A 22,316-nucleotide genomic window follows, 5' to 3' on the forward strand; every position below is an offset into this window, starting at 1 on the left:
GGACTGCAGCATGGCTTGAAGGCCCATCTGGACAGTCGGGATGGGCCGCCGGAGCCCCTGCATCGCGCTCGGATGTTCAGATTCAAGAAAGAACGGCTTGTTACCTTTTGCCTGACGCTGTGTCATCCTTCCGTCACGGATCGCGGCACAACCACGAGACAAGCTGGACACGTTTTTCCATGCCTTCCAACCCCTCCGCGACCTTCCATGTCCTTGTCGTCGGCACCGACGGGGCCGCGCGCGCCGAGCTGTGCGAGCGGCTCGGGCGGACCGGCCACCGCGTGCGGCCTGTAGCCAGCGTGGGCGACGCCGTCGCCTGGCTGGGCTCGGGCATTCCCACGGACGTGCTGCTGTGGCTGCCGGCCCCGGGCCAGTGGGAGCCCGAACGGGTCTGTGGCCGACTGCGGGCCGGTGACCGGTGGCTGCCGATCGTGGCCCTGCTGGAGGCGCCGGACGAGGCGCGCGCCATCGCCGCACTCACGGCCGGCATGGACGATTGCCTGCACCGCGGCCTGAGCGACGCGCTGCTGGAAGCCCGGCTGGCGCGGCACGCCCAACGCTCGGCCCTCCAGGCCGACTGGCGGCGCCAGCTGCAGCGCCAGCGCGGCATCCAGGACAACATCGCCGACGCCGTCGTCACTGTGGACGCGCAGGCGATGGTGGTCGACGCCAACCGCGCCGCGCTGCGCTATTTCGGCGCGGCCGGCGCGCGCAGCCTGGCCGGCCAGCCACTGGAGGCCGTCATCGGCGCGGCGCCCGGCCAGCTCGCCACCGGCGAGCGCCTGTGGCTGCGCACGGCCGACGGCAACGGCTTCTGGGCCCAGGCCAGCGCCAGCCGCTGGTGCGAGGGTGGCGCCGTGCGCACCACCTGGGTCCTGCGCGACCTGACCGAGGCGCTGCGCAACGAACGCATGCGCGATGAATTCCTGGCCAGCGTCAGCCACGAGCTGCGCACGCCGCTGACCTCGATCCTCGGCGCCGTCGGCCTGCTGGCCTCGGGCGTGGCCGGCCGCCTGCCGCCGACCGCACAGCCCCTGGTGGCCGCCGCGCAGCGCAACGGCGAGCGCCTGGGCAAGCTGATCGACGACGTGCTGGACCTGGCCAAGCTCGAAGGCGACCGCATGACCCTGCATTGCCAGTCGCAGGCGCTGGCCCCGCTGGCCGGCGAGGCCGTGAGCGCCGCGCAGGCCTATGCGGCGCGTGCCGGCGTGCAGTTGCGGCTGCGCTGCCCGGCCACCACGCCGGTCACCGGCCGTGGCGCCAGCGTGGATGCCGACCGCCTGCTGCAGGTGCTGGCCAACCTGATCTCCAACGCCATCAAGCATTCGGCGCCCGGCCAGACGGTGCTCATCGAACTCAGCGACACCGGCGACGGCCAGCGCATCGCCGTCACCGACCAGGGCCGCGGCGTGCCGGCGGCGTTCCGCTCGCACCTGTTCGAGAAGTTCGCCCAGGCCGAGGGCGGCGACCAGCGCGGGCCCGGCGGCACCGGCCTGGGCCTGCACCTGGCGCGGCTGCTGGTGCAGCGCATGGGCGGGCGCATCGGCTACGCGCCCGGCGCCGGCGAGGTCGGCTCCACCTTCGACGTCTGGTTCCCGGCCGAACCGGTCCCGCAGCCGGTCCGCGCGAGGGCGATGCCATGAGCATTCGCCCGGCTGTTCGGAAGAGTGCCTGCACCGCAGGCGAAGCCGACGGCGTTCGGATCGACGCCCCCCTCGACGGCGATGACGCGCTGCGGCGCGTGATGTGCGTGGAGGACGACGACGACATCCGCTACATCCTCGACTTCAGCCTCAGTCAGATCGGCGGCTACGAGGTCTGCGCGGTGGGCAGCGGCGCCGAGGCGCTGCAGGCGGCGCCCGGCTTCCGGCCCGACCTGGTGCTGCTGGACGTCATGATGCCGCAGCTGTCCGGCCCGCAGACCTTGCAGCAGCTGCGGCAGCTGCCCGGCATGGAAGGCGTGCCGGTGGTCTTCCTCACGGCCAAGGCGATGCCCGAACAGCTGGAGGAGCTGCTGCGCCACGGCGCCACCGGGGTGATCGTCAAGCCCTTCGACCCCGTGCGCCTGCCGCAGGACATCCGCATGTACTGGGAGCACGGCCGTGGGCCCCGGGGCTGACCGCGGCGGGCCCGCCTACGCGGCGCTGCGCCGCCGCTTCCTCGACGGCCTGCCCCAGCGCCGGGCGGCCATCCTGGAGGCCGCCGATGCCCAGGGCCGCCAGCAGGCGCTGCACCGCCTGGCCGGTGCCGCCGGCAGTTACGGCTTCGCCGCGCTGGGCGAGCTGGCGCGCCATGCCGAAGGGCAGACCGACCCGGCCGGCATCCGCCAGGCCCTGGACGCACTGGAGGCCGCCCTCGACGGCCTGATCGCCCCCGCCCGCGACGGAGACACGCCACCATGGAAATCAGCAGCCACCCCGCCGGACACGACGTCGTCGTGATCGCCCTGCGCGAGGCCAACCTCGACGCCAGCAACGTGCGCGAGTTCAAGGAGACTGTGCAGGCCCTGGTCGGCCCCACGGCGACGCGCGTGGTGTTCGACCTGCAGGGCGTGAAGTTCATCGACAGCTCGGGCCTGGGCGCGCTGATCTCCTGCCTCCGGCAGCTCAATGCCCGGCGCGGCGACTTGCGGCTGTGCAACCTCACGCCCACGGTGCAGGCGCTGCTGGCGCTGATGCGCATGAACCGCGTGTTCCAGATCTTCCCGGACCGGCAGGATGCCATCGCCTCCTTCGGCTGAAGCGGGTCCGGACGCAGCTCCGGACCCGCGCGCCGACGCCGCCCTGGAACGCGCCCTGCGCCGGCGCGAGCAGCAGTTGCGATGGGTGGGCCTGCTGGTGGCCGTCGCGGTGCTGCTGACGATGGCCGCCCGGGTGGCACAGGGCTGGAACAACCTGCGCGACGAAGCGCAGGAACACGCCCGGCTGCATGCCACGGCGCTCGCAAGCCTGGTGGAAGCCCGGCTGGACCGGGCGGAAGCCGCCACGCAGGCCCTGGCGGCCGCCTGGCCGGCCGGCACGGCCGACGCACCCGCCTTGCCGGAGGCCGCCGGCGAAGGCCTGCGGCCGCCGTGGGACCACGAGCTGCTGGCCGTGCTGGCGCTGGACGAGCGCGGCGGCCCCCTGGCGCAGGACGGCGCGCCGCCGCTGCTGCCGCCACCGGCCAGCCTGCGCCTGCCGGCCACGGCGTCGGCCTGCGACCCGTGCGTCGGCCGAAGGCTGCCCGCGGCGGCCCTGCCGCCCGTCCTCGCGCAGCGGGCACCGGCCGGCGTCGTGCCGGTGCTGCGCGTGCTGCCGGGCCAGCGCGGCTGGGCCGTGGCCCTGCTGCAGGCCGACAGCCTGGACCGGCTGACCGATGCGCTGGCCCAGGAGCGCGGCGGCTGGGCCCTGCTGGCCGGCCCCGCCGGCGAAGTGCTGTCGGCCAGCGCCAACGCGCCCTGGCCGGCCGGCACCCGGGCCGGCGTCGTGGACCCGGACGACCTGGCCGCCGAGCAGTGGCTGCCGCAGCGGGCGCTGAAGGTGCAGGTCGTCCAGCCGCGCCAGCCGCTGCTGCAGCACCTGCTGCGCCAGATCCGCCCGGGCGTCGGCCTGACCCTGTTCACGCTGGCCATCGTGCTGGTGGCGCTGCGTGCGCTGCGCCACAGCATCGCCAGCCAGCACAGGGCACGCGCCACCCTGGCCCGACTGCATGCGCAGGGCGAGCAGCGCGCCCAGCGCTGGCGCCGCGCGCTGGCGGCGTCGGGCGACGCGCTGTGGGAATGGCGGCTGCCCGACGGCCGGGTCGACCTGAGCGAGCGCTGGGCCGCCATGCGCGGCGAGCCGCCGGCCGAATGCCGCTACGACAGCGCCGCCTGGCTGGCCCTGCTGCATCCCGAGGACCGGCACACACTGGCGGACCGGCTCGCCCGCCATCTGCGCCGGGAGCTCGCCAGCCTGCACTGCGAGGCCCGCGTGCGCTGCGCCGACGGCCGCTGGAAGTGGATGCTGCTGCGCGGCGTGGCCCTGCCCGTGACGCGCGGCGGCCAGGAGGCCATGCATGTGCTGGGCTTCGTCACCGACATCGCCGACCAGCGCGCCAACGAGGCGGCCCTGAGCACCGCCCAGGCCCGGCATCAGGCCGTGCTCGACAGCGCACTCGACGCCGTCGTCACCGCCGACGCCCGCGGCAAGGTGGTCGACTTCAACCCCGCGGCCGAACGCATGTTCGGCCTGCCGCGCGAGCAGGCGCTGCACCGCCCCATCCACCGCCTGCTGGCACCCGGCGAGGCCCGGCGCGCCATGCGCCAGCGGGCGATGCACGCCCTGCGCGGCGCCGGCGTGGGCATGCATGGGGGCGGCCGCATCGACGTGATGGCGCTGCGGGCCAACGGCGAGCACTTCCCGGTGGAGGCCACGGTGGTGGCGGTGCGCGCCGGCGCGCAGACGCTGTTCACCGCCACCATGCGCGACATCTCGGAGCAGCGCCGCGTGGAGCGCGCCCTGCGCGACAGCGAGGTGCGCGCCCGCGCCACCTTCGAGCAGGCGGCCGTGGGCATCTTCCTGCTGGACGAGCGGCAGCAGCAGCTGGTGCGCGTCAACCAGACGCTGTGCCGCCTGCTCGGCCGCGACGCCGCCGCGCTGCTGGGCCTGCCGCTGCAGCACCTGCTGCATCCGCTGGACGCACCCGCCGTGATGGAAGGCACCGAACGGCTGTTCGACGGCGCCGGTTCCAGCCTGCGGCTGGAGGCGCGGCTGGTGCGCGCCACGGGTCGGCCGCTGTGGGTGCGGCTCACGGCTTCGCTGGCGCACGACGACCGCGGCCGCGTGCTCTACCTGATCGGCATCGTCGAGGACATCGAGGAGCAGCGCCAGCACCGTGAGGACCTGCGCGCCGCGCGCCAGCTGGAGGTGATGATCAGCGCCCGCATCCAGGCCTCGCTGCTGGTGGCCGCGCCTGCCGTGGACCTGCCGGGCCTGTGGCTGAGCAGCTTCAACCATGCCTCGCAGGACATCGACGGCGACTTCTTCGAGGTGATGCGCCCGGGCCCGCGCTGCGTGGACCTGATCGCCGGCGACGTGATGGGCAAGGGCGTCAATGCCGCGCTGCTGGGCGCGGCCGTGAAGATGCAGTTCAGCCGCTCGCTCGTGGAACTGATGATGCAGCCCGCCGCCCGCGACGCCACGCCCGAGCCGGCCGACATCCTCAACGCCGTGCACGCGGCCATGACACCGCACCTGCAAGCGCTGGAGACCTTCGTCACCCTGGCCTACGTGCGCATCGACCTGGCGCGCGGCCTGCTCACCTGGTGCGGCTGCGGCCATGAGGAGGTGATGCACATCGGCCCGGGCGGCGCCGTAGCGCTGCTGCGCAACCAGCATCCGCCACTGGGCGTGCTGGCCGACACCCGCTTCACGCAGGAAAGCCGGCCCGTGGGCCCGGGCGACGCCCTGCTGCTGCATTCCGACGGTCTGTGCGACGCCCGCCTGGCTGACGGCGAGCGCGTGGGCGTGCAGCAGGTGCATGCCGCCTTCCGCCGGCTGGCCCAGCACCATGCCACGCCGGCCGCCATGCTGCACCGCATGCGCCAGCAGTTGCTGGCCGGCACCATGCTGACCGACGACGTGACGCTGGCCACGGTGCGGGTGTTCGACCCGCAGCAGCCTGTGCAGCGCCTCGAACTGCCCGCCGAGCCGGGGGCCATCGGCGCCCTGCGGGACCTGGTGGACCGCGGCCTGGCCGATGCCGGCCAGACCTCGCCGGCCAGTGGCCTGTTCACCGTGGCGGTGGTGGAGGCCTTCACCAACATCGTGCGCCACACGCGCGGGCGGCTGCCGCAGGCGCCGGTGGAGGCGCTGCTGCGGCGGCCGCCCGACGCGCTGGAGGTGTCGCTGATCCACATCGGCGAGCCCTACGTGCCGCCCGAGGACGAGCTGCCGACCAACTTCGACGAGTACCCCGAAGGCGGCTTCGGCCTGACCATCATCCGCAAGGCCTGCGACCAGGTCGACTACCTGCACCACGACGGCGTGAGCACCGTGCGGCTCACCCGCTGGCTGGACGAGGCCGCTCCTGGCGGGAGTTTGCAGTCCCGTCACGATCTGGCCGCCCCCTCGGCCGTCCAATCCCAGGACCGCCCCCAACCCCACTCCCAGCCCGCATGAACATCGCCCTCCTGGAAGACGACCCCGATCAGCGGGACCTGGCCACCCTGTGGCTCAGCCACGGCGGCCATCAGGTGACCAGCTTCGGCAGCACCGGCGAGCTGATCCGCGAGCTGGGCTCGCGCCGCTATGACCTGCTGGTGCTGGACTGGACGCTGCCCGACGGCACCGGCGGCGACGTGCTGACCTGGCTGCGCAACCGCCCGGGCGTGCAGCCGCCGGCCATCGTGCTGACCTCGCGCGACGAGGAGGCGCACGTGGTCGAAGGCCTGAACAGCGGCGCCGACGACTACCTCGTCAAGCCCGCGCGCCCGGCGGAGCTGCTGGCCCGCATCAGCGCCCTGAGCCGCCGCGCCCGCACGCGCGGCCCCCAGGTGCTGGAGCTGAACGGCTACCGCGTGGACCTGGTGCAGCACCGCATCGCCGTCGACGGCACGGCGGTCGACCTGACGCAGAAGGAATTCGACCTGGCCGTCTACCTCTTCCAGAACCCGGGCGTGCTGCTGTCGCGCGAACACCTGCTCAACCGCGTCTGGGGCAGGACGGCGGACGTGACCACCCGCACGGTGGACACCCACATCAGCCGCCTGCGCCGCAAGCTGCGGCTGGACGGCCAGGGCCCGCTGCGCCTCACGCCGGTGTACGGCCAGGGCTACCGGCTGGACGCGGTCGAGCCGGCCGGCGCCGAGGTGGACACCGGCGCGGACCCGCAAGCTGGAACGGCCCTGCACACGCCCGCATGCGTCGCCGAACCGGCGGCCGGGCAGCCGGCCGCCTGTACAGACGCCGGCCCGGCCCCCGGCGCCGACGAAGCCGCCGGGTGGGACACCACCGCCGCCGCGGGCATCGACTGCTGCCCGGGCGTGCTCGCCCAGGGTGGCCCCGCCGAGCCCCGCGAAGTGCTGGACCACCTGGCGCGCGCCGCGCGCTTCCGCGATGGCGAGACGGCCTCGCACATGGTGCGGGTGGGCTTCCTGGCCTGGGCCCTGGCCCTGGCGGCCGGCTGCAGCCCCGAAGCCGCACTGCTGCTGCGGCAGGCCGCGCCCATGCACGACGTCGGCAAGATCGGCGTGGCCGATGCGCTGCTCAAGCACCCGGGGCGCTTCTCGTCGGACCAGCACCGGCAGATGGAGGCCCACACCGTCATGGGCGCCGAGATCCTCGGCGGCTCCGACCTGCCGCTGCTGCGCCTGGCCGCCGAGATCGCCCTGACCCACCACGAGCGCTGGGACGGCGGCGGCTACCCGCGCGGCCTGCGGGGCGACGCCATTCCGCTGCCGGGGCGCATCACGGCCCTGGTCGACTTCTTCGATGCGATGGTGAGCGAGCGCCGCTACCGCGCGCGCATGAAGCCCGACGAGGTGCTGCGCCTGCTGCATGCGCAGAGCGGCGCGGCCTTCGACCCCAAGCTGGTGTCGATCTTCATCCGCCACGGCGAGCGCATGGCACGGGTGTGCGAGCAGGTGATGGAGCGCGGCCTGGGCTTCGGCGCGCTGAGCGACCCGCATTCGCTGGACTTCGCGGCGCTGCCAGTCGGCGCTTGAGGCGCCGGGCGGCCGCGCTCCCGAGCGACCGGCCCGCCCCGGCCGATCGCGTTGCACGGGCGCAGCGCGCGCCATGGCGGATGGCAGGCGCAATCCGTGTGGGCCAACAGCGCAAAAGAGGTATCGGCTGACAACGACGGCTGTCACCTTTTCCTACACTTTTGGACGCTCCCGCATCCCCATCCCTACAAGGGAGCATTCAACGAGGGCCTCCCCATGAACCCGGAAACCGCGGCCCTTGTCCGTGCTCTGAACGACGATGCCACCGCCGTGGTCGAGGAATGGATGCGCGAGCTCCAGGCCACCACGCAGGGCGGCCTGCATGCCAGCGCCAAGGCCGAGGCCACGGCCGTCGCCGATGGCCTGCGCAGCGCCCTCGAAGCCGGGGGCGATGCGCAGTCGCTCCAGGGCCCGGCCTGGCAGGCGCTGCGGCGCACGCTGGAGCAGCTGTCGGCCAGCCGCGCCGCCAAGGGCGATTCGGCCGGCGCCACCAGCGTCTTCGTTCTGGGGCTCAAGAAGCCCCTCTTCGGCCGCCTGCAGCAGGCCTTCGCGCAGGACCCGGCCGCCATGGGCAGCGCCCTGTGGACGCTCTCCGCCCTGGTCGACCGCCTGGCGCAGCACACGGCCGACACCTTCCAGCAGTCGCGCGAGGACGTCATCCGCCGCCAGCAGGAGGACCTGCTCGAACTCTCCACCCCGGTGGTCAAGCTCTGGGACGGGGTGCTGGCCGTGCCGATGATCGGCACGCTGGACAGCAACCGCACCCAGGTCGTCATGGAGACGCTGCTGCAGACGGTGGTGGACACCGGCTCGGCGCTGGCCATCATCGACATCACCGGCGTGCCGACGGTGGACACGCTGGTGGCCCGCCACCTGCTCAAGACCGTCACGGCCATCCGCCTGATGGGCGCCGACTGCATCATCAGCGGCATCCGCCCGCAGATCGCGCAGACCATCGTGCACCTGGGCATCGACCTGCAGGGCATCGTCACCAAGGCCACGCTGGCCGACGCGCTGGCGCAGGCCCTCAAGACCAACGGCTGGCGCATCAGCCGCGAGGCCTGAACCCCATGGACCGCATCCCGATCCTGCGCATGGGCCAGACCCTGCTGGTCACCATCCAGATCGACCTGCAGGACCAGACCGCCATGGCGCTGCAGGAAGACCTGGCCAACCGCATCGCGGCCACCGGCGCCTCCGGCGTGCTGATCGACATCTCGGCGCTGGAGGTGGTCGATTCCTTCATCGGCCGCATGCTCAGCACCATCTCGGGCACGGCCGCCATCCTCTCGGCCACCGCGGTGGTGGTGGGCATGCAACCGGCCGTGGCCATCACCCTCGTCGAGCTGGGCCTGTCGCTCGACGGCGTGCGCACCGCGCTGGACGTCGAGCGCGGCATGGCGCTGCTCGATCGCCTGCGCGCCCAGCCGGGAGCCCGCCTTGGCGCCTGAACCCACCGGCACCCTGCCGCTGGCCAGCGAACAGCACATCGTCGCCAGCCGGCAGACGGTGCGCGCCCTGTGCCAGGAGCTGCGCTTCTCGCTGGTGGAGCAGACCAAGATGGTCACCGCCGCCAGCGAGCTGTCGCGCAACACGCTGATCCATGGCGGCGGCGGCCGCATGCACTGGGCCGTGCTGCAGGAAGGCGCGCGCCGCGGCCTGCAACTGCGCTTCGAGGACGAAGGCCCCGGCATCGCCAACATCGACCTCGCCATGTCCGACGGCTACACCTCCGGCGGCGGCATGGGCCTGGGCCTGCCGGGCAGCAAGCGGCTGGTGAACGACTTCGACATCCGCTCCACGCCTGGCCAGGGCACTTGCGTGAGCATCGTGAAGTGGAAGTGATCCGCGGCTGGACGCACCGCGCGTTCCCCATCGAGGACCTGAGCTTCGTCGGCGAAGCCCGGCGCCATGTGGCGCGCCTGGCCGCCGAGCGCGCCTGGCCCGAGCACGACGCCGCCCGCGCCGCGTTGGTGGCCACCGAGCTGGGCACCAACCTCGCCAAGCATGCGCAGGCCGGCCAGCTGCTGGTGGCCGCGCGCGATGCGCTGGGCGACATCGAGCTGATCGCCGTGGACCGCGGCCCGGGCATGCCCGACCTGGCGCGCTCGATGCGCGACGGCTTCTCCACCACCGCCACGGCCGGCACCGGGCTGGGCGCCATCGCGCGGCAGAGCGAGGGGTTCGACCTCCATTCGCTGCCCGGCATGGGCACCGTCTGCCTGGCCCGCGTGCGGCCGCGCACGGGCACGGCCGTGGCCGCCCCGGCCCGGGCGGACGCCTTCGACTGGGGCGCCGTGTGCGTGCCGGTGCGCGGCGAGACCGCCTGCGGCGATGCCTGGATGCTGGCCTTCGACGGCCGCCGCGCCGCGGCCCTGCTGGCCGACGGGCTGGGCCACGGGCCCGAGGCGCAGGTCGCCGCCCAGGCGGCGCTGGACGGTTTTGCCAGCCGCCCCTTCGACGACGGCGCGGCCACGATGCAATCCATGCACGAGCGCCTGCGCACCACCCGGGGCGCGGCCGTGTTCGGCCTGTGGATGGAGGGCGAGGCACTGCGCTACACCGGGGCCGGCAATGTGGCGGGCCGGTTGGTCTCGGGCACCGCCGACAAGGCCCTGGCGACGGCCCACGGCACGCTGGGGCTGCAGGTGCGCCGCTTCGACATGACCCCCGCGACGCGGCCGCCGCATGCGCTGGCCCTGCTGCACAGCGACGGCGTGCAGACCCGCTGGCCCGGCGCCGCGCTGGCGCCGCTGCTCGCGCGCGAGCCCACGCTGCTGGCGGCGCGCATCTTTGCCGACCATGCCCGCGGCCGCGACGATGCCTGCGTCGTCGCGCTGCGCCCCAAGGAGGGCCCATGACCGAATCTCCGCAAACCGACGCGCGGGTGCTGCAGCTGCAGCAGCGCCTGCAGGCCGCCGAAGCGGAGGCTGCCCTGCTGCGGGAGGAGCTGGAAGAGACCAACCGCGGCGTGGTCGCCCTCTATGCCGAGCTGGACGAACAGGCGATCGCCCTCAAGCGCGCCACCGAACTCAAGAGCCGCTTTCTGTCGCACATGAGCCACGAGTTCCGCACGCCGGTCAATGCCATCCGCAGCATCGCGCGGTTGCTGAGCGACGAGGTGGACGGCCCGCTCTCCGACGAGCAGCGCCGGCAGGTGCAGTTCATCCAGACCTCGGCGCGCGAGTTCGCCGAGATGGTGGACGACCTGCTCGACCTGGCCAAGATCGAGGCCGGCCGCGTGGAGATCTCGCCGGCCTGGTTCGAGATGGTCGACCTGTTCTCGGCGCTGCGCGGCATGTTCCGGCCCATGCTGGAGAACCAGCAGGTCAGCCTCGCCTTCGAGGAGCCGAGCGACCTGCCGCGGCTGTACACCGACGACCGCAAGCTCTCGCAGATCCTGCGCAACTACGTCTCCAACGCCCTCAAGTTCACGCCGCAGGGCGAGGTGCGCGTGGCGGCCTGCCGCCTCGGCGAGGACCGGGTGCGCTTCTCGGTGAGCGACACCGGCATCGGCATCGCCCCGGAGCACCAGGCCTCGGTCTTCGACGACTTCTCGCAGGTGGATTCGCCGATGCAGAAGCGCCTGCGCGGCACCGGCCTGGGCCTGGCGCTGTGCCGCCAGCTGGCCGGCCTGCTGGGCGGCGAAGTGGGCGTGGAGAGCGAACTGGGCCGCGGCTCCACCTTCTGGCTCACCCTGCCGATGCAGCTGCCGGATGCGCCGGCGCCCGCGCCCGCGCGCACGGGCGCGCCTGCCGATCAGCCGGAGGTCGCGTGGAAACCACCCGTGTGATCCACACCACCATCGACCGGGGTGCCCACCGCATCCTGGTGGTGGACGACCATCCGACCACGCGCTACTCGACCGCTCGCACGCTGCGCGCGGCCGGCTTCGCCACCGAGGAGGCGGCCTCCGGCGGCCAGGCACTGGCGCTGGCCGCCCAGGGCATGTCGGCGCTGGTGCTGGACGTGCACCTGCCCGACGTGGACGGCTTCGAGGTCTGCCGGCTTTTGCGCGAGGACCCGCGCACCGCCAGCCTGCCGGTGATCCACCTGTCGGCCACCTTCGTCCAGGACCGCGACAAGGTGGCCGGCCTCAACGCCGGCGCCGACGCCTACCTGGTGCACCCGGCCGAGCCCGCGGTGCTGGTGGCCACGCTGCAGGCGCTGATCCGCGCGCGCAGCGCCGAGGACCGGCTGCGCCAGAGCGAGAGCCGCTTCCGCGCCATCTATAACCAGGTGCCCGACGGCATGGCGCTGCTGGATGCGCAGGGGCGGCTGGATGACGTGAATCCGGCCCTGGCCCATCTTCTGGGCCGCACGCCCGACGCACTGGTGGGCGTGCGCCTGTCCACCCTGGCCCAGGTGGCCGCCGCGGCGCAGGTGCAGGCGTTCGTGGCGCAGGCCGCGGAGGCGGCGCCGGGCAGTACCAGCAGCGTGTGGCGGGCGGAGTTTCCGCTGCTGCATGCCGACGGGCACGAGATCCCGCTGGCCTGGAGCCTGTCGCCCCACGGCCCCACCGGCCTGCTGGTGGCGGTGGCCGTCGACATCTCCGAGCGCCTCGCCCTGGAGCAGGCCCGCCAGGAGGTGCTGGAACGCGAGCAGGCGGCCCGGGCGTTGGCCGAGCGCCACAGCCGCACCAAGGACGACTTCGTGGCCGTGCTCTCGCACGAGCTGCGCACCCCGCTCAACGCCATCAGCGGCTGGGTCCACATCCTGCAGAAGCATGGCGGGCGGCCCGACCTGATGGCGAAGGCGCTGGACGCCATCGCCCGCAGCGTGAAGGCGCAGAGCCGCATCATCTCGGACATCCTCGACGTCTCCCGCGTCAACGCCGGCAAGCTGCGGCTGCACCGCGAATGGACCGACCCGCTGGAACTGACCCAGGCCGCCGTGGATGCGCTCAAGGACGACATCGCCGCGCGCGGCCTGACGGTCGCGCTGCAGGCCGACGAGCCGGCGCGCCAGAGCGCCTGGCTGGACCCGACGCGCTTCCAGCAGATCGTGTGGAACCTGCTGAACAACGCGATCAAGTTCTCGGCGCACGGCGGCCGCATCGACGTGGTGCTGCGGCGCGAAGGCCGGCAGCTGACGCTGCAGGTGCAGGACCACGGCAAGGGCATTGCTCCGGACTTCCTGCCCCATCTTTTCGACCGCTTTGCGCAGAGCGACGGCCCCGACAACCGGCTGCACGGCGGCCTGGGACTGGGCCTGTCGATCGTCAGGCGGCTGGCCGAGCTGCATGGCGGCGCCGTGCAGGCCTTCAGCGAGGGTGAAGGCCGTGGGGCCCGCCTGGTGGTCGAGCTGGACGTGGCGCCCGAGAACCAGCCCGAGCCCGCCAGCGCCGAGCCAACAGTCGATGGCGCTCAGGCGCCCCACCGCGACCGGCCCCTTGCGGGCCACGACGTCCTGGCGGTGGAGGACAACCCCGACGCCGCCGAGATGCTGCAGGTGGTGCTGCACGAGGCGGGCGCACAGGTGCGCGTGGTGCACGACCACGACAGCGCCCTGGAGGCGCTGCGCGAGCGCTGGCCCAGCCTGCTGGCCAGCGACATCGGCCTGCCCGGCCGCGACGGCTACGAGCTGGTGCGCGCGCTGCGTCGGCTGGAGGCCGAGGGCGGCCGCCCGCGCGTGCGCTGCGTGGCGCTCACGGCCTTCTCGCGTCCGCAGGACCGCGACCGGGCGCTGGAGGCGGGCTTCGACGCCCATGTGTCGAAACCGCTGGACACGCATGCGCTGCTGGCGGCGCTTCGGGGCGGCGGCTGAGCCGTCGGCGCTCGCGTGAGACCCGCGCGAGCCTCCTTTAGACTGCGCAGAATTCTGCAATCTCAAGGAGCCGCTCATGGGCTTTTCAGCCAGCGACGTCGTGCCTTTCACCCAGGCCCGCGCCAACCTCTCGGAACTGGCCGATCAGGCCAAGGCCGGCGCCGAGAAGATCATCACCAAGAACGGTGAAAGCTACGTCGCCCTCATCGATGCCGACCGGCTGGACTACTACCACCGCCTGGAGCGCGAGCGCATCCATCTGCTGCTGATCGACGATGCCCGGCGCGGCATTGCCGACATCGAGGCCGGCCGCACCTACGGTGCCGATGCGGCCCTTGCCCAGCTTCAACAGCGCCGCGCGGCCGTCCCCACTGGCAAAGCCGCCAAGAAGCGTGGCTGAGGCTCTGCATCGGGTCGAACTGACCGCGAGCTTCCTGGAGCGGCTGGACGCCATCGAGACCTTTCTGACAGAAGCCGACGCGGCATTCGCCTTCGATGATCTGCTGGCCGGCCTGCGTGCCACGGTCATCCCCAATCTGGCCCGGTTCCCCCGCATCGGCCGGCGCTACCTGGACAACCCGCCGCAGTCGGCCGAAGCACTGGCCCAACTCGCAGCACTGCCAGCCGGCACAGCCAGTGCTCTGCGCGAGTACCTGCATGGCGACTACCTGATGCTCTACACCGTCTTGGACGCCAGTGCGACGGTCTATCTGCTGTCCATCCGGCACCACCGCCAGCTTTCATTCGACTTCGCCCGCCTGTGGCCGGGCGCCAACGCGCAGGAGCGGCGCTGAGCTTGTATGAGGCTTTGATCACAATGCATTCGAAAGGCACCCCATGAAGATCGACACCATCAGCGTCGAGGGCTACAAGTCCTTTGCCAAAGTCGATCAGTTCGCTCTGGGCAACCTGAACGTGCTGATTGGCGCGAACGGGGCGGGCAAGAGCAACTTCCTGTCGCTCTTCCGTCTGCTGACGGCTGCCTCGCAAGGCAACTTGCAAACCTACGTCAAATCGCAGGGCGGCCCCGACGTGCTGCTGCATGGCGGACGCAAAAGGACGCCCCAACTCAGCATCGCCTTGAGGTTCCGGCCTAATGGCTCGGTCGTCAATGGATACGACATCACGCTCGCGCCAACAGCAGACAACCGCTTCCAATTCGTCCGCGAAGTGCCTTGGATCGACGGTGACTTCGGAATCACACGCTATCAACTAGGCAGCGCCCATGAAGAGGCGCGGCTGTTGGCAGATACACGCCAGGTAAGCCAATACGTGGCGCGATGGATGAAGAGCTGGCAGCAGTTCCATTTCCACGACACGAGCGAAGGCGCTGCCGTCAAGCTGCCCCACCCGAGCAATGACAACCTTCGGCTGAAGCCCCAAGCGGACAATCTCGCGGCCTACCTTTACCGCCTTCGCGCGCTGCGGTCGCATCAGGCCGCCTATCAGCGCATCGTCGACACGGTCAAGCTCGCAGCACCGTTTTTCGGTGGTTTCGTGGATCGGGCGCCGATGCCCAATACGGTTGAACTGGAATGGTTCGAGCAGAGCGATCCCGAGACGCCGTACCGGGCCCACACGCTTTCGGACGGCACGCTGCGCTTCATCTGTCTGACGACGCTGCTGTTGCAACCATCGCATTTGTTGCCAGACACCATCCTGATCGACGAGCCGGAGCTGGGGTTGCACCCATTCGCCATCAATCTGCTGGCGGACATGATGAAAGAGTTGGCCCAAACCAAGCAGTTGATCGTCTCCACTCAGTCGGTCGAACTGCTGAATGCCATGGAGCCGAAGGATGTGGTGGTGGCGCAGCGCGTGGACGGGGCCACGACCCTCGAGCGCCTGGATGCCGAGGAACTCCGAGGTTGGCTCGATGACTACCAGAGCCTGGGCGAGCTATGGAAGCGCAATGTGATTGGTGGGAGGCCCAGTCTGTGATGCGTCGCGTGGTAGTGGTGTGTGAAGGCCAGACCGAAGAAGCCTTCATCTCTCGGGTGCTGTTCCCGGCGTTCGCAGCGGATGGCATTCACCTTCAAGGCATCACTGTCGAGACGTCGCCAGGTCACAAGGGTGGGGCGATGAGCTATGCCCGCTTGCGCCCGGCATTGCGCAATGCGTTGGCGAGCAATCGCGTCGTGGCCGTCACGACGTTGATCGATCTTTACAAGCTGGATTCCCAGTTTCCGGGCTATGCCACGGTACAGCCTCACTCCAGCTTGGCCGCTCGCCTTCAGACCTTGGAGAGCGAACTGCATGCCGACGTGGTGGCTCACTGTGGATGCCACCCGAATCGATTCATCGCCCACATCCAGCCACACGAATTCGAAGCGCTCCTATTCAGCGATGTCGCCAGCCTGGCTTCCGTCGAGGAAGGCTGGTCGGCGGCGCTGCCGGATCTCGTCAAGGCCCGGTCGGCGGTGACGACGCCCGAAGAACTCAACGATGGCCACAAGACCAAACCGTCCGCTCGACTGGAGGCCTTGCTGCGCAGCCCGTCCTATCGAAAGCTCCGTCACGGACCCATTGCCGCCGAGCGCATCGGGCTGGCTCGGATGGAGGCCGAATGCCTGCACTTCGCTGCATGGGTGGCCAAGCTGCGCCGGCTTTGAGGGCGCCTGCCTCGAACAGCTCCTCGACATCCAGCGCAGCAGCGACGCCGCCCCTCACTCCACCCGCAGCCGCGCCGTCCTCGCCAGCGCCTGCCAGCTGTCCATGTCGCGCCAGACCGTCGCGCTGAATTCCTCGGCCGACTTCAGCGGGGGGCGCGGCATGTTCTGCGCCGCGAACTTCTGCACCACCTCCGGCGTCGCCAGGATGCGGTTGATCTCGCGGTTGAGCCGCTGCACCACCGCCGGTGGCGTGCCGGCCGGCACGAAGACGCCATACCAGCCATCGACGTCGAAGCGGTAGCCCTGCTCGGTGAGCGTGGGCACCTCCGGCAGGGCCGGACCACGGGCGGAGCCGGTGCAGCCCAGGGCCAGCAGCTTGCCGGCGCGGATGTGCGGCACCGGCGAGGCGATGTCGACGAAGCCCACGCCGATGGTGTTGGCCAGCAAATCGGCCACCAGCGGCGAGACGCCCTTGTACGGCACATGGGGCATGACCAGCCCGTATTCCGACTTGATGCCTTCCATCACCAGGTGACCGGTGGAGCCGCTGCCCCAGGAGCCATAGGCGATGCGGTCCGGCTGCGCCCGCGCGGCGCGCACCAGGTCGGCCAACGAGCGCAGACCGGTGGCCGGATTCGCCACCAGCAGCACGCCGGCCGATCCCACCTGCGCCACCGGTTGCAGGTCCTTGCGGGCGTCGTAGGGCATGCGTGGCTGGATCACCGGATTGATGGCGATGGCCGACGAGGGCGACAGCAGCAGCGTATAGCCGTCCGCCGCGGCGCGCGCCACGGCCTCATTGCCGATCAGCCCGTTGGCGCCGGCCCGGTTGTCGACCACCACCGGCTGGCCCAGGGCTTCCTGCAGGTTCACGGCCAGCAGGCGGGCGAAGATGTCGGAGCCGGCACCGGGCGGGCCGGGCACCACCAGCTTGAGCGGCCGTTGCGGCCAGGCGTCGGACTGGGCATGGGCCATCGCGGGATGCAGGCCCAGCAGCGCGGCGGCGGTGAGCAGGTGCCGGCGATTGCAGATCGGCTCGTTCATGGTCATGTCTCCGGGTTTGGGATCGTTGTCGTCGCCGCGGCGGCCCGCAGCCATTGGCCGGTGAGGAAGCGCGAACGCGGGCCGGCCACGAAGGCCAGCAATGCCTGCGTGGCGGCATCCACGCCGGGCCCGTCGATGGCCACGGCATTGATGCGCAGGCCCTGGCTGCCCCATTCGGCGGCCAGCGTGTGCAGCAGCATGCGGGCGGCGGCGGGGTCGCCGGCCTGGGCCCAGGGCAGCGCGGGCACCGCGGCCGGCACCAGCAATGTCAGGCTGGCCTGGGCCGTGTGCGCGTGCCGGAAGCGCCGTGCGGCGGCCTGCAAGGTGGCCAGCCACTGCCCCGGAGCGGCCGTCATCAGGCTCGCATCGAGCATGGCCGGATAGTCGCCCGTGGCCGTGGCCGTGGCCGTGCCCGTGGTCGTGCCGGCGTCGTGCGGGGTGCAGGCCATGTCCAGCGGCGGCAGCGGCGCCTGGGCCGGTGGCAGCGGCTGGCTGCCCCCGCACACCGACGATCCGCCGTCCAGCACCAGCAACTGGCCGGACAGCGGCCTGGCGCCCTCGCCCGCCAGAAAGTACAGCGCCTCGGCCATGTCCTCCGGCTCGGCCATATGGCCCAGCGGGATCTTGGCCGTGGCCTGCGCGGGCACCAGACGGCCGCTGTCGATCAGCTGCTGCACCAGCTCGGTCCGCACGAAGCCCGGCGCCAGCGCGGTGACCGTCCAGTCCGGGCGCGCCTGTGCCAGGGCGCGGGTCTGGGCGATCAGAGCAGCCTTGCTGGGGCTGTAGAGGCCGCGCCAGGGAATGGCGCGCAGGCCCGCACCGGAGGCCACGTTGACGATGCGCGCGCCGGGACGCAGCCTTGGGGTGTAGGCCTGCACCAGCCGCGCGGGCGCTTCGAGGTTGAGGGCCAGCAGGCGTTGGCCTTCGGCGTCGAGCGCATCGCGTCCGCCGGCCGACATGCCGGCGTTGTTGATCAGTGCATCGAGCGGCGGCAGGTCGGCCCCCAGCGCGGCGATCTGCGCGGCGTCGCACAGATCGACGGCGCGGACCTGCGGCGCGGGCGCTTCAGCCGGCCAATCGGCGGCCAGTTGCGCGAGGCGCGCGGCGTCGGCATCGACAAGCACGCAGTGCCAGCCATCGCGCGCGAGCCGCAGCGCGGTGGCGCGGCCGATGCCCGCGGCCGCGCCGGTGATGAGCACGTGGCGCGACGCCGCGCCGCCCAAGGGCCCGGTGGCCGCAGGGGCGAAGCCGCTTGCGACCTCGCCTGGGCCGGGCACGCGGTCCGGCGCTGCCGGGTGCCTACCCCTCGTCATCGCCGGGCCGGCTCGTGCAGGGCCGCGAGGAGCGCATAGACCGGATCGGCCGGCGCCATCGCCGCCGTCGGCTGCCGCACGCCGAAGAGCTGCGCATCGTCCTGCGCCAGCTCGGGCCGCATGCGCTCCTCGATCCAGTCGTACACCACGGTGCGGTCGGCCACGCGCCATTCGCCCTGGCGGCGCTCGAAGCGGTCGACGTAGCGGCCACAGAGAAAGGTCTCGCGCCCGGGTTGGGCCGCCGTCGACTGCAGCGCGAGAAAGCTGCTCTCGACCGCCGCCGTGTCGCCGGCGAGTTCGATCAGGATGTTGCTGATCTGGTGCACCCGCCGGCCGCCCTGGCGCAGCCTGGCCAGCGCCTGGTCGATGAAGCCGGTGGCGCTGCCCTTCCAGGCGCCGTGGCAGTCCGTGGCATCGGGCCAGTAGGCTGAGCGCAAGGCCGCCTCGTCGCAGCGGTCGATGCCACGGCAGTAGCGGTACAGGCAGTCGCGGATGGCCTCGCGGTCCAGCAGGGCCTGCAGCGCCGCGGTGGCGTCGTCGAAAGGGGCGTTCACCGGTGGCTACTCTGTATTCAGCCGTTCGGGCTGAGCTTGTCGAAGCCGGGGCGCATCTTCCGCATTCGCAGGCAGCGCCCGCCGGAAGAGCTGCACCACATGACCCTCCGGGTCGCGCAGCGACAGCACGGCGCCATGGGCGCCCATGTCGCGCAGACCCAGCACCTCACCGCCGGCCGCGTCGATGCGTTCCGAAGCGCCATCGAAGTCCGCCACCTCGAACACCATCACCGCGCCCGCGGTGGCCGGCGCTGCCTCCTCGCGGCAGGCGAGCGAGACATTGCCGCCGCCCACGCCGTACTGGTACCAGCGCTCGCCATCGGCGAACTTGAGCGACAGGCCCAGGGCCTCGCTGTAGAAGGCATGCAGCGCGGCAGGCTGCTCGGCCACCAGGTAGACGTTCTGCAGCCGCGTGGGCGCGAAGGCCTTGGCCGGGGCACTCACAGCGAGGTCTCCGAAGCGCCGCCGTCCAGCCGCAGCACCTCCGCATTGAGGAAGCGCGCCTCGTCGCTGGCCAGAAAGACGATGGCGTCCGCGATGTCCTGCACCGTGCCCAGCCGGCCCAGGGGCGTGCGCGCGATGCGCTTGGCGTCCAGCTCGGCATTGCGGTTGCGCACCGTGCCCTCGGTGGGCACGGCGCCCGGCGCCACCGCATTGACGCGGATGCGGCGTGCGCCCAGGTCGGCCGCGGCGGCACGGGTGATGCCCAGCACGCCGGCCTTGATGCCGCTGTAGACCACCGAGCGCATCGGCGACTTGAAGGCCGCGATGGACGCCACGTTGACGATGGCCCCGCCCCGCTCGGCATCCATGGCCTCGGCCGCGGCCTGGATGCCCCAGATCACCGACTTGAAGCCGATCTCCACCATGCGGTCCATGACCTCGGGCGTGATCTCGGGCAGCGACTGATAGCGGACCCAGGCGGCGTTGTTGACCATCACGTCGAGGCGACCGGCATCGGCCGCGAAGCGCTGCACCGCCTCGCGCATGCCGTCGCGGGTGGCGACGTTGCAGGGCAGGCCGATGGCCTGGCCGCCCGCGGCGCGCACCGCAGCCACGGCGTCTTCGACGAACTCGGGCTTGAGGTCGTTGATGCCGACGACGGCGCCACGCGCCGCCAGGGCCAGCGCCGTGGCGCGGCCGATGCCGTGGCCGGCGCCGCTGATGAAGGCCGTGCGGCCGGCGAGAGAGGAAAGGGTCGCGGTCATGGATGAACGTCCTTCTTGTTCGTCGAGGTGGGCACCAGCAGCGCATCGAGCGCAAAGGCACCCTGGCCGGCGTCCAGCACCACCAGCGGGTTGATGTCGATCTCGGCCACGTCGTCGGCATGCCGCGCGGCAAAGCGCGACAGCGCGGCGATGGCCTGGGCCGCGGCCGCCACGTCGGCCTTGGGCCGGCCGCGCGCGCCGTCGAGCAGCGCGAAAGACTTCAGGGAGCGCAGCATGGCGTCGGCCGCCGCAGCATCCACCGGCGCGGGCCGCAGGGCCACGTCCTTCCAGATCTCGGCATGGATGCCACCCAGGCCCACCATGACCATGGGCCCGAAGACCGGGTCGGTCTTGGTGCCCAGGATCAGCTCGCAGCCGGCTGGCGCCATCTGCGCCACCAGCACGCCGTCGATGCGGGCCCCCGGCGCCTTCTCGGCCACGCGGGCGAGCATCGTGTCATGCGCATCGATGAGCTGGCCCTCGCTGCGCACACCCACCGCCACGCCGCCCACCTCGGTCTTGTGGGCGATGTCGGGCGACACGATCTTGAGCACCACCGGAAAGCCGATGGCGCTTGCGGCGGCCACCGCCTCGTCACGCGTGGTGGCGACCACCTCGCGCAGCACCGGCAGGCCGGCCGCAGCCAGGGCCGCCTTGGCGCTGGCCTCAGTGGCGAAGGCCTCGGCCGCCAGCGGCGTGCGGGGTGTTGCTTCGACGGTGGATGGTTGTGCGGACTGCATGCCCAGCGTGGCCAGGGCCGCCACGGTGGCACAGGCCGCGTCGATGCCCTCGATGGCCGGAATGCCCAGCGCATCCAGTTGCCGCCGTACGTCGGCCGGCGCCCGCGCGCACAGCACGATGAGCCGCTGCGGATGCCGCTCGCGCATCTGCGTGAGCGCGGCCAGGAAGACGTCGCGCAGCCGCGGCACATGGAAGGCATTGGCCGATTGCAGCAACAGCGTGTCGCAGGCCGGATCGGCGGCCACGGCGTCCAGCACCTGGGCCAGCAGCTCGGGCCGGCTGGAGACCTGGGCCGTCATGTCCACCGGATTGGCCGGCGCCGCGAAGGCCACGGCCTGCAGAATGCGCTGCTGGGTGGCCTCGGCGAGGCGCGGCAGCGTCAGGCCATGGGCACTGGCCGCATCGGCCAGCAGCACGCCGAAGCCGCCCGAGGCCGTGAGCACCGCGATGCGCCGGCCCGCGGGCAGGCGGCCTTCGCCCAGCACGGCCAGCGCGTGGCCCACGTCCAGCAGTTGCTCGATGCTGGGCACGCGCAGGGCGCCGCCCTCGCGCAGCACGGCGTCGAACACCGCGTCGGAGCCGGCCAGCGCGCCGGTGTGCGAGGCCGCGGCGGCACTGCCCGCTTCGGAGACGCCCACCTTCAGGACCACCAGGGGCTTGCCCGCGGCGCGGGCCAGGGCCATGGCGCGGCGCAGCTTGGCGCCGTCGCGGCAGGTCTCCATGCAGCAGAGGATGACGCGCGTGCCCGGATCGGTCGCGGCCGAGGCGATGGCATCGGCGATGTCCACGTCGCATTCGTTGCCGGTGGTCAGCATGCGGCTGATGCCCAGGCCGCGTTCGGAGGCCAGGCGCAGCGTGTAGCTGCCCAGGTTGCCGCTTTGCGAGACGATGCCCACGGGCCCCGGCGCCGGAAAGGCGGATTCCAGCGCGACCGAGAAGGTGGCGATGCTCTTCGCGGGCACGCCGATGGCGCCCAGGCAGTTGGGGCCCACCACGCGCAGGCCGGTGTCGCGGGCGATGCGGCCGATCTCCGCCTGCAGCCGGGCCCCGGCCTCGCCCATCTCGGAGAAGCCTGCGGAGAGCACCACGGCCGCCTTCACGCCGCGCGCCGCGCAGTCGCGCACCGCCTGCGGCACGCCCTCGGGCGGCACGGCGATGACGGCCAGCTCGGGCGCCTCGGGCAGCGCGGCCACGTCGGGAAACGCGCGCAGCGACTGCACCTCGGCCGCCTTGCGGTTGACCGGATAGATCGCGCCGGCGAAGCCGTACTTGCGCAGAAACTGCAGCGGCCGGCCGCCGATCTTGGTCACGTCGTCGGACGCGCCGACGATGGCGATGGAGCGCGGCGCAAACAGCGCCTCCAGTCCGTGACCGACGTCGATGTCGTCGCGCAT

The 22,316-nt window shown here is 72.1% G+C and carries 22 protein-coding genes; 16 read left to right on the plus strand and 6 right to left on the minus strand.

Annotated features, from left to right (window positions below):
• The first annotated feature begins 179 nt into the window (after nucleotides 1-179).
• The 16 genes from DFR41_RS10995 (at nucleotide 180) to DFR41_RS11070 (ending at nucleotide 16,062) form a co-directional block, all read left to right on the plus strand.
• Nucleotides 180-1,643, plus strand: coding sequence for an ATP-binding response regulator (locus DFR41_RS10995; RefSeq protein ID WP_114802713.1), 1,464 nt, complete (start codon nucleotides 180-182; stop codon nucleotides 1,641-1,643).
• Nucleotides 1,640-2,119, plus strand: a complete 480-nt coding sequence (locus DFR41_RS11000; protein WP_114802714.1) for a response regulator — start codon at nucleotides 1,640-1,642, stop codon at nucleotides 2,117-2,119. The genes DFR41_RS10995 and DFR41_RS11000 overlap by 4 nt, the downstream gene beginning before the upstream one ends.
• A complete protein-coding gene (locus DFR41_RS11005; protein ID WP_114802715.1) occupies nucleotides 2,103-2,441 on the plus strand; it encodes an Hpt domain-containing protein in 339 nt (112 codons plus the stop codon). The genes DFR41_RS11000 and DFR41_RS11005 overlap by 17 nt, the downstream gene beginning before the upstream one ends.
• Nucleotides 2,399-2,740 carry an STAS domain-containing protein gene (locus tag DFR41_RS11010; RefSeq protein ID WP_114802716.1) on the plus strand — a complete coding sequence of 114 codons (342 nt, stop codon included), beginning with the start codon at nucleotides 2,399-2,401 and terminating at the stop codon, nucleotides 2,738-2,740. Before DFR41_RS11005 ends, DFR41_RS11010 begins: the two co-directional genes overlap by 43 nt.
• The gene (locus DFR41_RS11015; RefSeq protein ID WP_114802717.1) at nucleotides 2,718-6,140 is read left to right on the plus strand and encodes a PAS domain S-box protein; all 3,423 of its coding nucleotides are present in this window, start codon (nucleotides 2,718-2,720) and stop codon (nucleotides 6,138-6,140) included. Before DFR41_RS11010 ends, DFR41_RS11015 begins: the two co-directional genes overlap by 23 nt.
• Entirely contained in the window at nucleotides 6,137-7,684 is a 1,548-nt protein-coding gene (locus DFR41_RS11020; protein WP_114802718.1) for an HD domain-containing phosphohydrolase, read from the plus strand. The genes DFR41_RS11015 and DFR41_RS11020 overlap by 4 nt, the downstream gene beginning before the upstream one ends.
• Nucleotides 7,685-7,900: 216 nt before the next feature.
• On the plus strand, nucleotides 7,901-8,749 hold the full coding sequence (locus tag DFR41_RS11025) for an STAS domain-containing protein (protein WP_114802719.1): 849 nt from the start codon (nucleotides 7,901-7,903) through the stop codon (nucleotides 8,747-8,749).
• Nucleotides 8,750-8,754: 5 nt separating this feature from the next.
• Entirely contained in the window at nucleotides 8,755-9,135 is a 381-nt protein-coding gene (locus DFR41_RS11030; RefSeq protein WP_114802720.1) for an STAS domain-containing protein, read from the plus strand.
• On the plus strand, nucleotides 9,125-9,529 hold the full coding sequence (locus tag DFR41_RS11035; protein ID WP_017757019.1) for an anti-sigma regulatory factor: 405 nt from the start codon (nucleotides 9,125-9,127) through the stop codon (nucleotides 9,527-9,529). The genes DFR41_RS11030 and DFR41_RS11035 overlap by 11 nt, the downstream gene beginning before the upstream one ends.
• Complete coding sequence (locus DFR41_RS11040) at nucleotides 9,520-10,545, plus strand: ATP-binding SpoIIE family protein phosphatase (RefSeq protein ID WP_114802721.1); 1,026 nt, start codon at nucleotides 9,520-9,522, stop codon at nucleotides 10,543-10,545. Before DFR41_RS11035 ends, DFR41_RS11040 begins: the two co-directional genes overlap by 10 nt.
• Nucleotides 10,542-11,477 carry a sensor histidine kinase gene (locus DFR41_RS11045; protein ID WP_114802722.1) on the plus strand — a complete coding sequence of 312 codons (936 nt, stop codon included), beginning with the start codon at nucleotides 10,542-10,544 and terminating at the stop codon, nucleotides 11,475-11,477. The genes DFR41_RS11040 and DFR41_RS11045 overlap by 4 nt, the downstream gene beginning before the upstream one ends.
• A complete protein-coding gene (locus tag DFR41_RS11050) occupies nucleotides 11,459-13,450 on the plus strand; it encodes a hybrid sensor histidine kinase/response regulator (RefSeq protein WP_114802723.1) in 1,992 nt (663 codons plus the stop codon). Before DFR41_RS11045 ends, DFR41_RS11050 begins: the two co-directional genes overlap by 19 nt.
• 76 nt (nucleotides 13,451-13,526) lie before the next feature.
• Complete coding sequence (locus DFR41_RS11055; protein ID WP_017760264.1) at nucleotides 13,527-13,850, plus strand: type II toxin-antitoxin system Phd/YefM family antitoxin; 324 nt, start codon at nucleotides 13,527-13,529, stop codon at nucleotides 13,848-13,850.
• Nucleotides 13,843-14,244, plus strand: a complete 402-nt coding sequence (locus tag DFR41_RS11060) for a type II toxin-antitoxin system RelE/ParE family toxin (protein ID WP_114802724.1) — start codon at nucleotides 13,843-13,845, stop codon at nucleotides 14,242-14,244. Before DFR41_RS11055 ends, DFR41_RS11060 begins: the two co-directional genes overlap by 8 nt.
• Nucleotides 14,245-14,287: 43 nt before the next feature.
• Nucleotides 14,288-15,391, plus strand: coding sequence for an AAA family ATPase (locus tag DFR41_RS11065; RefSeq protein ID WP_114802725.1), 1,104 nt, complete (start codon nucleotides 14,288-14,290; stop codon nucleotides 15,389-15,391).
• Complete coding sequence (locus DFR41_RS11070; RefSeq protein WP_114802865.1) at nucleotides 15,352-16,062, plus strand: DUF4276 family protein; 711 nt, start codon at nucleotides 15,352-15,354, stop codon at nucleotides 16,060-16,062. Before DFR41_RS11065 ends, DFR41_RS11070 begins: the two co-directional genes overlap by 40 nt.
• A gap of 54 nt (nucleotides 16,063-16,116) precedes the next feature.
• Here the strand turns inward: DFR41_RS11070 and DFR41_RS11075 are convergent, their stop codons facing one another.
• The 6 genes from DFR41_RS11075 to DFR41_RS11100 all read right to left on the minus strand — a co-directional run bounded on the left by DFR41_RS11075 (nucleotide 16,117) and on the right by DFR41_RS11100 (nucleotide 22,316).
• Complete coding sequence (locus DFR41_RS11075) at nucleotides 16,117-17,106, minus strand: Bug family tripartite tricarboxylate transporter substrate binding protein (protein ID WP_114802726.1); 990 nt, start codon at nucleotides 17,104-17,106, stop codon at nucleotides 16,117-16,119.
• A gap of 2 nt (nucleotides 17,107-17,108) precedes the next feature.
• Nucleotides 17,109-18,305: an SDR family NAD(P)-dependent oxidoreductase gene (locus tag DFR41_RS11080; protein WP_244917719.1), complete on the minus strand. Its 1,197-nt coding sequence runs from the start codon at nucleotides 18,303-18,305 to the stop codon at nucleotides 17,109-17,111.
• 110 nt (nucleotides 18,306-18,415) lie between these two features.
• Nucleotides 18,416-18,973 (minus strand): nuclear transport factor 2 family protein, encoded by a 558-nt coding sequence (locus DFR41_RS11085; RefSeq protein WP_114802728.1) that lies wholly within the window; start codon nucleotides 18,971-18,973, stop codon nucleotides 18,416-18,418.
• 6 nt (nucleotides 18,974-18,979) lie between these two features.
• Complete coding sequence (locus tag DFR41_RS11090) at nucleotides 18,980-19,417, minus strand: VOC family protein (protein WP_114802729.1); 438 nt, start codon at nucleotides 19,415-19,417, stop codon at nucleotides 18,980-18,982.
• Nucleotides 19,414-20,181 carry an SDR family NAD(P)-dependent oxidoreductase gene (locus tag DFR41_RS11095; protein ID WP_114802730.1) on the minus strand — a complete coding sequence of 256 codons (768 nt, stop codon included), beginning with the start codon at nucleotides 20,179-20,181 and terminating at the stop codon, nucleotides 19,414-19,416. The genes DFR41_RS11090 and DFR41_RS11095 overlap by 4 nt, the downstream gene beginning before the upstream one ends.
• Nucleotides 20,178-22,316, minus strand: a complete 2,139-nt coding sequence (locus tag DFR41_RS11100; RefSeq protein ID WP_114802731.1) for an acetate--CoA ligase family protein — start codon at nucleotides 22,314-22,316, stop codon at nucleotides 20,178-20,180. Before DFR41_RS11100 ends, DFR41_RS11095 begins: the two co-directional genes overlap by 4 nt.

Origin of the sequence: Pseudacidovorax intermedius, assembly GCF_003350475.1 — a bacterium.
Classification (GTDB): domain Bacteria; phylum Pseudomonadota; class Gammaproteobacteria; order Burkholderiales; family Burkholderiaceae_C; genus Xenophilus; species Xenophilus intermedius.

Coding starts and splice junctions, on each gene's coding strand:
- DFR41_RS10995 (WP_114802713.1), top strand. CDS start 180: ATGCCTTCCAACCCCTCCGCGACCTTCCATGTCCTTGTCGTCGGCACC.
- DFR41_RS11000 (WP_114802714.1), top strand. CDS start 1,640: ATGAGCATTCGCCCGGCTGTTCGGAAGAGTGCCTGCACCGCAGGCGAA.
- DFR41_RS11010 (WP_114802716.1), top strand. CDS start 2,399: ATGGAAATCAGCAGCCACCCCGCCGGACACGACGTCGTCGTGATCGCC.
- DFR41_RS11015 (WP_114802717.1), top strand. CDS start 2,718: ATGCCATCGCCTCCTTCGGCTGAAGCGGGTCCGGACGCAGCTCCGGAC.
- DFR41_RS11020 (WP_114802718.1), top strand. CDS start 6,137: ATGAACATCGCCCTCCTGGAAGACGACCCCGATCAGCGGGACCTGGCC.
- DFR41_RS11025 (WP_114802719.1), top strand. CDS start 7,901: ATGAACCCGGAAACCGCGGCCCTTGTCCGTGCTCTGAACGACGATGCC.
- DFR41_RS11030 (WP_114802720.1), top strand. CDS start 8,755: ATGGACCGCATCCCGATCCTGCGCATGGGCCAGACCCTGCTGGTCACC.
- DFR41_RS11045 (WP_114802722.1), top strand. CDS start 10,542: ATGACCGAATCTCCGCAAACCGACGCGCGGGTGCTGCAGCTGCAGCAG.
- DFR41_RS11055 (WP_017760264.1), top strand. CDS start 13,527: ATGGGCTTTTCAGCCAGCGACGTCGTGCCTTTCACCCAGGCCCGCGCC.
- DFR41_RS11065 (WP_114802725.1), top strand. CDS start 14,288: ATGAAGATCGACACCATCAGCGTCGAGGGCTACAAGTCCTTTGCCAAA.
- DFR41_RS11070 (WP_114802865.1), top strand. CDS start 15,352: ATGGAAGCGCAATGTGATTGGTGGGAGGCCCAGTCTGTGATGCGTCGC.
- DFR41_RS11075 (WP_114802726.1), bottom strand. CDS start 17,106: ATGAACGAGCCGATCTGCAATCGCCGGCACCTGCTCACCGCCGCCGCG.
- DFR41_RS11095 (WP_114802730.1), bottom strand. CDS start 20,181: ATGACCGCGACCCTTTCCTCTCTCGCCGGCCGCACGGCCTTCATCAGC.
- DFR41_RS11100 (WP_114802731.1), bottom strand. CDS start 22,316: ATGCGCGACGACATCGACGTCGGTCACGGACTGGAGGCGCTGTTTGCG.